We start from the raw sequence: 13945 nt of genomic DNA, 5'->3' as shown, positions 1-13945 counted from the left end.
CACCGCGGTCGCCGCAGGGTGGATTTCAGATCTGTGGATGAATCGGCGCCCTGTGGAAGAATTCCCCGGCACAGCGGGAAGAACTCACCTCCGGGTGACAGCGAATACGGTGGTCTTCTTCACCCCGTTGATCGTCACGCTCAGTTCTCCCTCCCCCGGGCGCACCCCGGTGAGCACCCCGGTGTCCGGATCGAACGCGGCCACCGCGTTCGGCCCCGCTTCCACCACCGGTCCGATGTGGACGGATCGGCCCGCCCACTCCGCGCTCACCGGATACCGCACGGGCACCGACCGGCCCTCCTGCGCCAACCGGGCCGCCACCTGCGCCGTGCCGCCCGCCGCGACCGGCGGCACCGGCAGCTCGATCCGGTCGACGCGCGGCCTCGTCTCCCAGCGCACCGGGCCCCGCCGGTCGCCCGGATCGATCCGCAGCAGGCTCCACCCGGTGAAACCGCCCGCGTCCGGCGCCGTGGCGGGCCGCTTGCCAGCGTTGCCGTTCACCTGCCGCGGAACACCGTCCACCGTGGAAGAGTGGAAGGTGCCGGCATGCCCGGCGACCAGCACCGCGGGCTTGCCCGAATCCCGCCGGAAATCGGCCAGCCACCGGCCGAGCAGCTCGGCCTCCTTCGGGTCCTCCAGCTGGGAGGCGTCCGTCGGACCCGGATCGCGCAACGGGTGGTGCAGGAACACCGACACCGAACGGACCCGCGGATCCCGGGCCGCGCCGTCCAACGCCGACCGCAGCATCCGGACCTGGTCGAACCCGCCGCCCAGCAACGAACCCGCCGAGGAGTCCAGCAGCACCGCCCTCGTCCCGGCCACGTCCGCCACCTGGTGGGTGGCGCCGAACTCGGCGGCGAACTCGCGCAGGTCCCCAGGTCCCGAAGCCTCGTGGTTGCCCGGCACGTAGTACCAGGGCACCCGATCCCCCACCTCCGACTCGATCACCCGGCGCGCCAGGTCGAAATCGGCCGCGGTCCCCCGGTCCACCAGATCACCGTTGATCACCAGCGCGTCCGGCCGAGCCGCCACCGCCTCGCGCAACGAGCGGCGGGCCGCCGCCACCAGCGGACCATCCGGTTCGTCGGCGGTGAACTGGGCGTCGCTGACCACCGCGATCCGCGCCGCACCCGGCGCGGGCGGCAACGTCCCGTTCCGCACCACCGACCGGTCCTGCGGTTCCGCATCGACCGGCACCTGCAGGTCCGGAGCGACCAGCGCGGTCAGGTCGTCGAACACCAGCCGGCCCGAGTACTGCCGTGCACCGTCCGGTTCGACCGCGTAGATCCGCTGCAACCGCACCGAACCGGAGGTGCCCACGGGCAGCGGCGCCTCCACGTAGCGCCACCCCGTCCAATCCACGTTCCGCGCCCAGTCCACCGTCGTGGCCACGCCCGCGGAATCGACCACGGAACCGCGCAGCCACGCGCCGCGGCCATCACCGTTCACCCACATCCCGAGCCGCTGCGTCCCCGGCCGCAGTGGGAGCGGTTCGGCGGCGTCGACGTACGCGGCTCGGGTCGTCGTGGCACCCGTCAACGAGTAGTCCAACGCCAGGCCGGGAGTGCCCGCGTGCCCCGGTGCCTCGTGCAGCGACGCCGACACCTGCTGCGGGAACACCGACGCCGCCCAGCCCGCCGGACCGTCCAGCGGCGCCAGCGGCTCCGGCCGCGACCCGGTGGTGACACCGAGGTGCGCGGTCAGGTCACCGACGCGGACGGTCACCGGCGACGTCGCCGACGGTGCCAGCGCCGCCACCGCGAACCCGTCGCCGTCCGGTTCGATCCGCACCGCGTCGTGGTCGTACTCCAGCCGCACGTCCGCCGGTTCCACCCAGGTCCGGAAGCCTTCGGCATCCTGCCCGAGCACCTGGAAACGCCCCCGCGCCCCCTCGTCCGGCAACTCGACCCGCCGCACGTCGGTGGTGATCGAAGCGGGTGGACCGAGGACCACCAGGTCCGCGGAGCCTCGCGCACCGGGCGCGCTCGCGGTGACCGTGGTCGTGCCGGGGGGTCCGGCGTGCAGCACTCCCCCGGTCACCCGGCCGCCGCCGATCGGCGACACCGACCACCGCGGCTCCGCGGGAACCGGCGCCCCGGTCTCGTCGTGGCCGTGCGCCGCCACCGCCCGGCTCAGCCCGGACAGCACCCGTTCCCCTTCGGACGGTTCGACCCGGAAACCGCGCAACCGCCCGCTGCCCACCGCCGTCGCGAATCCGATCCCGTTGGGCACCGGGCGCAGCTCGCCGTCCGAGGGCGCATTGCGCACCTCGGCCGATGCCGCGCCGCGCTCCCGCGCCAGCAGCGTCGACGAACCACCCCCGTCGAGGTTGATCGCGTCCGACGCACCCAGCTCCCGCAACCGCTCGGCCAGTTCCCGTTCCGTCGCTCCGCGACTGTCGGCCTGCCTGCCGTCGATGGTGACCAGCCACATCCGGGACCCGTCGGCGGAGAACCCCGCCGCGGTCCGCGGGTGCAGCGCGGTGTCGTCGACGGGCTGCACCGCCCCGTCGCGCAGCAGCACTTCGTTCCCGCCGATCGCCACGTCCGCCGGGCCGTCCGTCCGCGGCCGGTACCGCACCGAGACCCGATCGCCCGGCCGCAGCGAGCCGAGCGCGGCCGCCCCGGCACCGGTTCCGAGCAGACGCACCGAGCCCGCCGGTACCGGTCCCTCCGCCGGAACGGGCCGCACCTGGGACACCACGTCGCCCGCGAGCTCCACCTCCAGCACCGGGGCCGAACCGTCCACTGCGGACTTCCGCGAAGCAGCTCCCCAGTACGACGTGTAGAGCCCGATGCCGTCCGCCGCGACGTGCGGGGAGTTCAGGTCGGTGATCGGCGTCGTCCCGCCATCGGGCCGGGTCAGCTCCGCGGCCAGGAACACCTGCATCAAGCGCCCCGCGGATCCGCCGACCGCGGCGACGTCGTTGTGCCCCGCCGCCGGTGCGGACAGCAGCTCACCGCCCGACATCGCGGCGCCCAGCGGGGCACCGGACGCGTCGATGTCGAAGAAGTCGCCGTTCACCCCGGCGACCGCGCCGGAGAGCTGCTCGGTCAGCGGAGCCCGCGCCGACGCCGAACCAGGACTCAGGTATTCGGCCCGCAGCCCGGCCCCGGCCAGGTCGGCGGTCAGCACGTCGCCGCGCACCCAGCCCTCCGGCTCGTACCGGTCGAACTCGGTCAACCGCAGGCCCGGCGCGATCTCCGACGTCTCCCGGAACGTGTCGAAACCGTCCGGGCCGGCCGATCTCGTGGTGGCCGAGCGGACGCTGACCGGTCCGCGCTCGGCGGCGGAGGCACCGGGAACGTCCTCCACCGGCGGTGGCCCCAACGGCGCCGCGCTCGCGGCGGGTGCGGTCATCGCACCGGCCAGCACCGCCCCCGACAGCCCCAGCACCAGACCGCGCGACCTCATGCGCCCTCCCCGATCACCCCGGAACCTCGGCGCACCAGCAGACCGCACCGGCACGACCGGAGGCGAGCGCCCAGCTGAACAACACTCGAACAGCCCACACCGATCACCGGATGCGGTTCCGCGATGATCCGGTTCCACCGCAGCCGCCGGTAGAGTCGGCCACGACGATCCGGACCAGCAGGAGGATTCGGCCATGCGCAGCGTTCCGCCCGCCCTGCTCAGCTCGGCAGGCCTGATCGGCGGTTTCGCCGTCACCCGGGTGCAGCGGCACCGCTCGTGGAGCGGGCTGGTCGCCGGAGTGGGCGGCCTGGCGGCGGTGGAGAGCTGCCGGCGGCGCAGCGGTGCCGGGCGCGCGCTGCTGCTCGGCGGGGCCTACGCGGCCGGGCTCGCCGGTTCGCACCCGCTTGCCCGGCGCATCGGGGCGTGGCCCGCGGTCGGCACCGCGACCGCCGGAGTCGCCCTCGCGGCACACCTGCTGTCCCGCCACGACTGACCACCCCGTCGGCAGGTCCCGACATGCGAAGAGGGTGGCCCGGCATCGTGCCGGACCACCCTCCGCGTCGGCGAGGCACCGCTACCCGCAGGTCAGCGCCTCGTCATCGGGTCAGCTGCAACCCGAGGTGGAACCGCAGCCCTCGCACAGATAGCAGGAGCCGGACGGGCGCATCTTCGTGCCGCAGGTCATGCACAGCGGCGCGTCGGCGGCCTTGCCCAGCCGCAGCTCCAGCAGCTCGGTGGAGCTGCCCGCGCGGTGCTCGTCGTCCTCGCCCCGCGATCCCGCGACCGAGGAGTCCACCGTGGACCGCATGGTGTCCAGGTCGACCTCGCCACCGCCGGTGGAGCCCGAGTCGTACTCCGCAGTCTGCGCGGTGCGCTCGTCGGAGGTGAAGATGCCCAGCTGCGCGCGCTTCTCGTAGGGCAGGTAGTCCAGCGCCAGCCTGCGGAACAGGTAGTCGAGGACGCTGCCCGCCATCCGCACGTCCGGGTCGTCGGTCATGCCCGCCGGCTCGAAGCGCAGGTTCTGGAACTTCGAGACGTAGAACTCCAGCGGGATGCCGTACTGCAGACCCACCGAGATCGACATCGAGAAGGCGTCCATCACGCCCGCCAGCGTCGAACCCTGCTTGCCCAGCTTCACGAAGATCTCGCCGAGGCCGCCGTCCGGGTACGAACCGGCGTGCAGGTAGCCCTCGGCACCGCCCACCGTGAACGAGACCGTCTGGCTCGGGCGCTTCTTCGGCAGGCGCTTGCGGACCGGGCGGTACTCGATCTGCTTCTCGACGGCCTTCTCCGCGGAGGCCTTGTCGCCCTTGCCCGCGGACAACGGCTGGCCGACCTTGCAGTTGTCCCGGTAGATCGCCAGCGCCTTGAGGCCGACCCGCCAGCCCTCGAAGTAGATCTCCTCCACGTCGGCGACCGAGGCGGCCTCCGGCATGTTGACCGTCTTCGAGATGGCGCCGGACAGGAACGGCTGCACCGCGGCCATCATCCGCACGTGGCCCATCGGCGCGATGGAGCGCTCGCCCATCGCGCAGTCGAACACCTCGTAGTGCTCGGGGCGCAGGCCAGGGGCGTCCACCACGTGGCCGTGCTCGGCGATGTACTCGACGACCGCCTCGATCTGCTCTTCCTGGTAGCCCAGCGCCTTCAGCGCGCGCGGGACCGTCTGGTTGACGATCTGCATCGAGCCGCCGCCGACCAGCTTCTTGAACTTCACCAGCGCGAGGTCCGGCTCGACCCCGGTGGTGTCGCAGTCCATCATCAGGCCGATGGTGCCGGTCGGGGCCAGCAGCGAAGCCTGCGCGTTGCGCCAGCCGTTGCGGGCACCGATCTCCAGGCCGTCCTGCCACACCTTGGTGGCCAGCTTGTGCACGGCCACGTCGTTGCGGTGGTAGGTACGGACCAGGTCGTTGGCCGCGGCGTGCTTGCGCATCACGCGCTGGTGCGCGTCGGCGTTGCGGGCGTAGCCCTCGTACGGGCCGACCGCGCCGGCCAGCTCCGCGGAGCGCTTGTACGCGGTACCGGTCATCAGCGAGGTGATCGCCGCGGACAGCGCACGGCCGCCGTCGGAGTCGTACGCGTGCCCGGTGGCCATCAGCAGAGCGCCCAGGTTCGCGTACCCGATGCCGAGCTGGCGGTACTTGCGGGTCGTCTCGCCGATCGCCTCGGTCGGGAAGTCCGCGAAGCTGATCGAGATGTCCATCGCGGTGATGACCAGCTCGACGGCCTTCTCGAACAGTTCCGCGTCGAAGGTCAGGTCCGAGCGCAGGAACTTCATCAGGTTCAGCGAGGCCAGGTTGCAGCTGGAGTTGTCCAGGTGCATGTACTCCGAGCACGGGTTGGAGGCCGAGATCCGGCCGCTCTCCGGCGCGGTGTGCCAGTCGTTGATCGTGCCGTCGTACTGGATGCCCGGGTCGGCGCTCTCCCACGCCGCCTTGGCCATCTTCCGGAACACGTCGCGGGCCTGAACGGTGTCCACGACCGAGCCGTCGGTGCGGGCGCGCAGGTTGAACGGCCCGTCGCTCTCCACGGCGCGCATGAACTCGTCGGTGACGCGCACCGAGTTGTTCGCGTTCTGGTACTGCACCGAGGACATGTCGGCGCCACCGAGGTCGACGTCGAAGCCCGCGTCGCGCAGCGCGCGGATCTTGCCTTCTTCCTTGGACTTGGTCTCGATGAACTCCTCGACGTCCGGGTGGTCCACGTCGAGGATGACCATCTTGGCGGCCCGGCGGGTAGCGCCACCGGACTTGATGGTGCCCGCGGACGCGTCCGCGCCGCGCATGAACGACACCGGACCGGAGGCGGTGCCGCCCGAGGACAGCAGCTCGCGGGAGGAGCGGATCCGGGACAGGTTCAGGCCCGCGCCGGAACCGCCCTTGAAGATCAGGCCCTCTTCCTTGTACCAGTCGAGGATCGACTCCATCGTGTCGTCCACGGACAGGATGAAGCACGCGGAGACCTGCTGGCGCGAGCTGGTGCCCACGTTGAACCACACCGGCGAGTTGAAGCTGAACACCTGGTGCAGCAGCATCCAGGTCAGCTCGTGCTCGAAGATCTCCGAGTCCGCCTCGGTGGCGAAGTAGCCGTGCTCGACGCCGGCGCGCACGTAGGTGTGCACGACCCGGTCGATCAGCTGCCGCAGGCTGCCCTCACGCTGCGCGGTGCCCTGCGCCCCCCGGAAGTACTTGCTGGTCACGATGTTGACCGCGTTCAGCGACCAGAAGTCGGGGAACTCGACCCCGCGCTGCTCGAAGTTGACCGAACCGTCGCGCCAGTTGGTCATCACCACGTCCCTGCGCTCCCACGACACCTCGTCGTAGGGGTGCACCCCCTCGGTGGTGTAGACGCGCTGCACCCGGATGCCCTCGGTACGGGCATCTGAATCCGGCTCCCCCGCGGCGCCGGCCGGGCTGCCCACGGTCTCTGTCATGACCTGTCCCTCTTCCCTGTTGCTCGCTCGTGCGTTCCCGGCACCGTCCGGGGTCTTCCCGGAGTGGTGCCGGTGCATCCCACCCGCATTCGACGGCTCGCGCCTGACGTGCCGCCGCTTCGACCTAGCCACCGGTGCTCCCCTCGGCGACCTGCGCGACCGCGCCTGCGCCGGCTGCGGCCCGGAGGTCGGCGATCTCCTCCTCGAAGTCCTCCACGGAGGAGAACGCCCGGTAGACGCTCGCGAACCGGAGGTACGCCACCTCGTCCAACTCCCGCAGCGGCCCCAGGATCGCGAGTCCCACCTCGTGGCTGGACAACTCCGACACACCTCGGGAGCGGACCGCGTCCTCGACGCGGTGGGCGAGCTGCTGCAGCGCGTCCTCCTGCACGGGACGGCCTTGGCAGGCGCGCCGCACCCCCCGCACTACCTTCTCGCGGCTGAAGGGCTCGGTGACGCCGGAGCGCTTCACCACCGACAGCACGAGCTCCTCGATCGTGGTGAACCGGCGACCGCACGACGGGCAGGATCGCCTGCGTCGGATCGCCTGGCCCTCTTCGACCTCGCGCGAGTCGACCACTCGCGAGTCATCGCCTCGGCAAAACGGGCACCGCATCGGACTCACCCCCTCCCCGGCATCATCGTCATCCACACCATCGAGCCCACCGGTGCCACTCACGTTAGGTGGACGCGCGAATACTCCGCGATCGCAACCCATGGAGTAACTACACCGGCGTAACTACTAGATGTTGTGGTCGACTCTAATCCGCCCCCGAAAGGGAAGCAAACCGACCCACCCCGTCCTGCCCGGTCGGGTGACACCGGACTCGACGACCTGCGGAAGCCCTCCCGGCCACCCCCGCGAAACCGCCGGCGGGCCCGCTCGGACGTCAGCCGCGCTGCGCGGGCACCACGAGAGCGCGCCCTAACGCGGGCGCCGCCGGATCGAGCCGGTTGAGCTCCACGATCCGCCCGACGACCGCACCCTGGTCACTGTCCGGAGCGAACCGGGCCGCCACCGACCACAGCGTGTCGCCGTCGTCGACGCGCACGACCGCAGTAGCATCCGGCACCGGCCGTGCGCCCGAGTCGAGCGCGAGCAGGCCGAACAGGAGGACTCCGACGAATGCGCAGGCACCCACCGCGGCCAGCCACGCGCACTCGCGGATCGCGCCGAACCACCGGGCCCGCGCGGACACGAGGACGGGAGCGGACGGAGCCGCGGCCACCTCGGCGGGGAACACCGGACGACCGCGCTCCCCGCGCGGCCGACCGGCCGGAGCCGTCGACGGTTCCATCGTCGCAGCGCCGGATCGCGACGGGGACATCGCCACCATGAGCACCTCCAGCATCAGGGCCTCGGGGCGGCCCGCTGATCGTTCCATGATCGAAAAGGTGTTCGATCGAACCTGCGTGCGATTGTGTACCAGCGGCACCGGAAAAAGCCAGAGGTGCGGCCAAATTAACTCGAACAGGTGTTTGATCTTCCACTTCACCCCGTCTACTGTGGAAATCGGAGTCACGAGCAGTCCCGTTCACGAGGACAGGAGGCAGTGGTGGTCAGCAACACGACCGAATCGATCAACGGCGAACTCGGCGGCACGTCCGACGGCGCCGGATCGGCGAACGGTTCTCGCGGCGCAGAGGCGATCGTGACCGACATCAAGAGCGGTATCGCGGCGGAGCCGGCGAGTGCGCCCGCGGTCCCCGAGCAGCCCGCCACCGACGAGCTCAGCGACCGGCAGCTCAAGGTGCTCGAGTCGATCCGCAGCTGGATGCGCGACCACGGGTACCCGCCGAGCGTGCGGGAGATCGGCGACGCGGTGGGCCTGACGTCCACCTCCTCGGTCGCCTACCAGCTGCGGGTGCTGGAGCGGAAGGGCTTCCTGCGGCGCGACCCGCACCGGCCGCGCACGGTCGGCGTGCTGGTGGCCGACTCCGAGCAGTCCGAGCTCGCCGGGCGCCCCAAGCCCGCCTACGTCCCGGTCGTGGGCCGGATCGCGGCCGGTGGCCCGATCCTGGCCGAGGAATCGGTCGAGGACGTCTTCCCGCTGCCGAAGGAGATCGTCGGCGAGGGCTCGCTGTTCCTGCTCCAAGTGGTCGGCGACTCGATGACCGACCTGGCGATCACCGACGGCGACTGGGTCGCGGTCCGCCAGCAGCCGGACGCCGAGAACGGCGACGTGGTGGCGGCGATGATCGAGGGCGAGGCCACGGTCAAGACCTTCAAGCGCACCGACGAGCACGTCTGGCTGGTGCCGCACAACGAGGCCTACCAGCCGATCCTGGGTGACGACGCGACGATCCTCGGCAAGGTCGTCGCGGTGCTGCGCCGGCTCTGATCCCCCGCGGCCCGATGGTCGGCGGCTCAGCGGTCGAAAGCCCAGCGGTCGAAAGCCCAGCGGTCGGCGACTCGTCGGGTGACGGCCCGGTCGGCGTGCTGACGGCCGGCGGCACGATCAGCGACGGCGCATCCGGACGAGGAAGTACAGCAGCAGGGCGGCGAGGCCACCGGCGACGACGAGCGCGGGACCGGTGGAGAGCAAGGTCCCGTCCGCTCCGGCCTCCTCGCCGGATCCGGGAGCGGACGGATCGCCCGCGGGCGGTGCCAGGTCCTCCGACTCATCGGTCCCCGGCTGATCGGTCCCCGGCACCGGCGCCTCGGTGGGCTCCGGTCCGGATCCGGTGTCGAGCAAGGCCGCGGCACCGGGCAGCACCTGCACCGGCTGGAGGCCCTCCGAACTGATCACCAGGGACCCGTCCGGTTCCCAGGCGATCGCCTCGCCCTGCGGCTCCGGCGGCAGCCGCAACGCCACCGGCGGTCGTCGCAGCGCGGCCGGAACGTCGCCGTCCGGAGCGTGGAACAGGTAGGCCTCGGTGTAGGTGCGGAGCGCGATCAACGTCCCGTCCCCGCTCACCGAGCCGCCCGTCACCAGCCGGGTGCCGATGCCCTTGATCGGGCCGTCCGGCGAGTCGGTGGTGGGCAACGCGAGCTCCCCGACCCGCTCCCACGGCACGGTCCCGTCGGCGACGAGGGGTGCGGCCGGTCGGTACACGAAGGCCATGCCGAACGGCTCCTTGGTGACCACGTGCGGCGTGCCGTTCCGGTCCAGCAAGATCGCCTCGGCGTCGTGCGGGCGGTCCGGGTACGTCAGCCGGTACAACTGCGAATCACCGTCCGCCGTCAGCCGGTGCAGGGCCACGGTCGAACGCGCCCGCCGGTTGTCCCCGGTGTCGGCCAACCACACCGCACCGTCCGGGGCGAGCGCCAAGTCCTCGACGTCGTAGGGATCGGTCGATGAAGTCCACTCCGCCCTGACCTCGCAGGTTTCCCGGTCCAGCAGCGCGACCCGCAGCGAGCTCCCACCGTCGTCGACCGCGTACCAGTAGCGCCCGTCCGAGGCCAGCCCGGACAGCTCGGTCAGGCCCGGGTCGGTGACCCGGCAGCGCTGCACCGCAGCGGGGAGCTCCTGCGCCGCGGCCACCTCCGCGGCTCCGGTGGCGAGTCCGAACAGCACCAGCACCGCGGTCAGCGCGCCGCCCCGCCGCACCGACGGGACCGACCGGCGCGCAGGCGCAGGACGCCCGGGTCGAGGACCGTTCACGCCGAGGATCACCGCGCAGCGGTGGCGGCCCGGACCGCGAGCGCGCGGTCACGGGCCGGAACCGGCCGCACGCCGCTCATCCGACGGCGACGAAGGGCTGCAGCGCCCCGGCCAGGTCGGGCCGGACCTTCGCCCGCACCCGGGTGCCGTCGGCCGTGTGCTCCTCGGCCACCAGCTCGCCCTCGGCGTGCACCCGGGCGACCAGCTCACCGCGGGTGTACGGCACCAGCGCGTCGATCAGCACGTCCGGCCTGGGCAACCGATCCGAGATGATCTCGCGGAGGGCGGCGATGCCCTCGCCGCTGTGCGCCGAGACGAACACGGCCCCGGGCAGCAGCTGCCGCAGCTCGGCGAGGCGGGTGGCGTCGACCTGGTCGACCTTGTTCACCACCAGCAGCTCCTCCGGCACCGGCGCGCCGTGCTCCTCGGCGATGTCGGAGACGACGGTGCGCACCGCCGCCACCTGCTCGTGCGGCTGCGGCTCGGACCCGTCCACCACGTGGACCAGCAGGTCGGCGCCGGTCACCTCCTCCAGCGTGGAGCGGAAGGCCTCCACCAGCTGGTGCGGCAGGTGCCGGACGAAACCGACCGTGTCGGTCAACGTGTACGGCCTGCCGTCGGGCGTCTCGGCCCGGCGGGTCGTCGGGTCCAGGGTCGCGAACAACGCGTCCTCGACCAGCACCCCGGCGCCGGTGAGCGCGTTGAGCAGGCTGGACTTGCCCGCGTTGGTGTAGCCGGCGATGGCCACGCCCGCCACGCGCTGCGCCTCGCGCCGCCCGCGCTTGGTGCTGCGGATGGTGCTCATCGCCTTGAGCTCGTTGCGGAGCTTGCTGATGCGCTTGTGGATGCGCCTGCGGTCGGTCTCCAGCTTCGTCTCACCGGGACCACGGGTGCCGACGCCGCCGTTGGCGCCACCGGCACGACCACCGGCCTGCCGGGACATCGCCTCACCCCAGCCGCGCAGCCGCGGCAGGAAGTACTGCAGCTGGGCGAGCTCGACCTGCGCCTTGCCCTCCTTGGAGCTGGCGTGCTGGGCGAAGATGTCCAGGATCAGCGCGGTCCGGTCGATGACCTTGACCTTCAGCTTGTCCTCCAGCTGGCGCAGCTGGCCCGCGGAGAGCTCGCCGTCGCAGATGACGGTGTCCGCACCGGTGGAGATCACGACTTCGCGCAGTTCCTTGACCTTGCCGGACCCGACGTACGTCGCCGGATCGGGCCGCGGCCTGCGCTGCACCAGCCCGTCGAGGACTTCCGAACCGGCCGTCTCGGCGAGCCGGGCCAGTTCGGCCAGCGAGCTCTCGGCGTGCTCGGCGTCGCCTTCGGTCCAGACCCCGACCAGCACCACGCGTTCCAGCCGCAGCCGCCGGTACTCGACCTCGGTGATGTCCGCGAGTTCGGTGGACAGCCCGGCGACGCGGCGCAGCGAGTTGCGCTCTTCGAGCTCCATCTCGCCGGCGGACGGGTCGTGGAAGCCGGCCGCGTCGTCATCGAAGCCGAACGGGCCGTCGTCGAGGGAGTCGAAGTGGCCGTCGTCGTAGCGGGAGTCCTCGGGGAGGTCGTCCCGGACGTCATCGGATGCCGTGCGGGCGTTCCCGTCGCGGGTGCCCGCCTCATGTGACCACAGTGCGGATTTCTTCATATCGGCACCATTGTCCCACGGCACGCGAGTGGTTTTCACCCTTCGACCGGGGTGATGGCGGTCAGCCGCCCGCGAGCTGCCGCCACCAGTCCGCGTCGATCCGCCCGCCGCCGACGAGGACGGCGGGTCCGGTGAGCAGCGTGGTCGTGGCGGTCACCTCGACGTGCACGGTGCCACCGGGGATGTCGACGGTGCGGCTGCCGGTCGTCTCGCCGTCGGCGCGGAGGGCCGCGACGGCGGCCGCGACGGTGCCGGTCCCGCAGGAGCGGGTCTCGCCGACGCCGCGCTCGTGCACCCGCATCCGCACCCGTCCGGGTGAGGTGGGGCGGACGAATTCGACGTTGACGCCGTTCGGGAACAGCCCGGTGTCGTGCGCAGGAGCTTCGGCGAGGTCGAGGGCGTCGAGGTCGGCGTCGGTGACGCACGCCAGGTGCGGGTTGCCGAGGTCCACGGCCACGCCCGGGAACTCCCGGCCGCGCAGGGTCGCGGTGGAGTCGCCGAACACGTTCGCCGTGCCCATGTCGACGGTGCTCCCACCGTCCGGGTGGGTGCGGACCCGCCGGAGCCCGGCGCGGGTGCCGACGGGGAACTCGGCGCCGGTGACCAGCCCGGAGTCGACGAGGTAGCGGGCGAAGACCCGGACCCCGTTGCCGCACATCTCGGCGATCGAACCGTCCGCGTTGCGGTAGTCCATGAACCACACGTCCGGGTGGATGTCGCCGGGCGCGTCCGGGACGGCCGCGGTGGGGACGACGCGCAGCACGCCGTCGGCCCCGAAGCCGCGGCGCCGGTCGCAGAGCGCGCGCACGTGCGCGTCAGTGAGCTTCAGCTCGCCGTCCGGGTCGGGCAGCACGACGAAGTCGTTCTGCGTGCCGTGGCCCTTGGCGAACTCTGGTCCTTCGGAAAACCGCACGTCCGCGAGTCTACGTGCGCAGCAGTGCGCGGACGGCGGGCACCGCGTCGGCCGGTTCGGGCGCCAGCCACCGGATGCGGTCGTCGCGGCGGAACCAGGAGCGCTGCTTGCGCACGAACCGCCGGGTGAGCCGGGCGGTTTCGGCGGCGGCCGCGGCCATGTCGCCGGAGCCGTCGAGCTCGGCGAGGACCTGCTGGTAGCCGAGGGCGCGGGAGGCGGTGCGCCCGTGCCGGAGGCCCTGCTCGACGAGTGCGCGGACCTCGGCGACCAGCCCGTCGTCGAACATCCGGGTGACGCGCCGGTCCACCCGGTCGTCGAGCTCCGCGACCGGCCGGTCCAGGCCGACGAGCACGGTGCCGTGGCGCGGCGGGCCGGGCACGGGCAGGTTCGCGGAGAACGGTTCGCCGGTGATCTCGATGACCTCCAGCGCCCGCACCAGGCGTCGCCCGTTGGAGGCGAGGATGGCTTCGGCTGCGGACGGGTCGAGTTCGGCGAGGCGGCGGTGCAGCGCGTCCGATCCGCGTTCGGCGAGTTCGGCCTCCCAGCGCGCCCGCACCTGCGGGTCGGTGCCGGGGAACCGGAGGTCGTCGAGGACGGCCTGCACGTAGAGCCCGCTGCCGCCGACGAGCACGGGGGTGCGGCCGCGGGCGAGCACGTCGTCGACGGCGGCGCGCGCGTCACGCTGGTAGGCGGCCACCGAGGCGGCTTCGGTCACGTCCAGCACGTCGAGCAGGTGGTGCGGCACGCCGCGCCGCTCCTCGGCGGTGAGCTTGGCGGTGCCGATGTCCATGCCCCGGTAGAGCTGCATCGCGTCGGCGTTGACGACCTCACCGCCGAGTTCGGTCGCGAGTGCGACGGCGAGGTCGGACTTGCCGGTGGCGGTGGGCCCGACGATCGCCACCGGTCGAGCTGGGGATGCGGCGGACACGGAGGGGACTGTA

At 72.2% G+C, this 13945-nt stretch carries 10 protein-coding genes; 2 read left to right on the top strand and 8 right to left on the bottom strand.

The window, feature by feature from the left end; genetic code table 11:
* Positions 1-84 precede the first annotated feature (84 nt).
* Positions 85-3414 carry a phosphodiester glycosidase family protein gene (locus AC29IT_RS08145; protein ID WP_358432924.1) on the bottom strand — a complete coding sequence of 1110 codons (3330 nt, stop codon included), beginning with the start codon at positions 3412-3414 and terminating at the stop codon, positions 85-87.
* Positions 3415-3607: 193 nt separating this feature from the next.
* Here AC29IT_RS08145 and AC29IT_RS08140 point away from each other — a divergent pair, with 193 nt between their 5' ends.
* Positions 3608-3907, top strand: a complete 300-nt coding sequence (locus tag AC29IT_RS08140) for a hypothetical protein (protein ID WP_488218304.1) — start codon at positions 3608-3610, stop codon at positions 3905-3907.
* A gap of 111 nt (positions 3908-4018) precedes the next feature.
* On the opposite strand, the gene AC29IT_RS08135 is transcribed toward AC29IT_RS08140, so the two are convergent.
* The 3 genes from AC29IT_RS08135 to AC29IT_RS08125 all read right to left on the bottom strand — a co-directional run bounded on the left by AC29IT_RS08135 (position 4019) and on the right by AC29IT_RS08125 (position 8343).
* Positions 4019-6847: a vitamin B12-dependent ribonucleotide reductase gene (locus AC29IT_RS08135; protein ID WP_358432920.1), complete on the bottom strand. Its 2829-nt coding sequence runs from the start codon at positions 6845-6847 to the stop codon at positions 4019-4021.
* A 124-nt stretch (positions 6848-6971) separates the two neighbouring features.
* Positions 6972-7463: a transcriptional regulator NrdR gene (gene nrdR, locus AC29IT_RS08130; RefSeq protein ID WP_358432918.1), complete on the bottom strand. Its 492-nt coding sequence runs from the start codon at positions 7461-7463 to the stop codon at positions 6972-6974.
* A gap of 274 nt (positions 7464-7737) precedes the next feature.
* Positions 7738-8343, bottom strand: coding sequence for a LysM peptidoglycan-binding domain-containing protein (locus AC29IT_RS08125; RefSeq protein WP_488218303.1), 606 nt, complete (start codon positions 8341-8343; stop codon positions 7738-7740).
* A gap of 165 nt (positions 8344-8508) precedes the next feature.
* Between AC29IT_RS08125 and lexA the strand changes: the two genes are divergently transcribed.
* Entirely contained in the window at positions 8509-9189 is a 681-nt protein-coding gene (lexA, locus tag AC29IT_RS08120) for a transcriptional repressor LexA (protein WP_488218571.1), read from the top strand.
* Positions 9190-9306: 117 nt separating this feature from the next.
* On the opposite strand, the gene AC29IT_RS08115 is transcribed toward lexA, so the two are convergent.
* From AC29IT_RS08115 to miaA, 4 genes are all read right to left on the bottom strand, one after another.
* On the bottom strand, positions 9307-10398 hold the full coding sequence (locus AC29IT_RS08115) for an NHL repeat-containing protein (protein WP_488218302.1): 1092 nt from the start codon (positions 10396-10398) through the stop codon (positions 9307-9309).
* A 130-nt stretch (positions 10399-10528) separates the two neighbouring features.
* Positions 10529-11899, bottom strand: a complete 1371-nt coding sequence (gene hflX / locus AC29IT_RS08110; RefSeq protein WP_358433070.1) for a GTPase HflX — start codon at positions 11897-11899, stop codon at positions 10529-10531.
* A gap of 253 nt (positions 11900-12152) precedes the next feature.
* Positions 12153-13004, bottom strand: a complete 852-nt coding sequence (gene dapF, locus AC29IT_RS08105; protein ID WP_488218301.1) for a diaminopimelate epimerase — start codon at positions 13002-13004, stop codon at positions 12153-12155.
* Between the two features lie 10 nt (positions 13005-13014).
* Positions 13015-13932, bottom strand: coding sequence for a tRNA (adenosine(37)-N6)-dimethylallyltransferase MiaA (gene miaA / locus AC29IT_RS08100; protein WP_488218300.1), 918 nt, complete (start codon positions 13930-13932; stop codon positions 13015-13017).
* Between the last annotated feature and the right edge of the window lie 13 nt (positions 13933-13945).

It is taken from the genome of Saccharopolyspora sp. MMCC62 (genome assembly GCF_057736575.1).
Note: the sequence above shows the minus strand (reverse complement) of the source record. Positions and strands in the feature narration are given on the sequence as shown.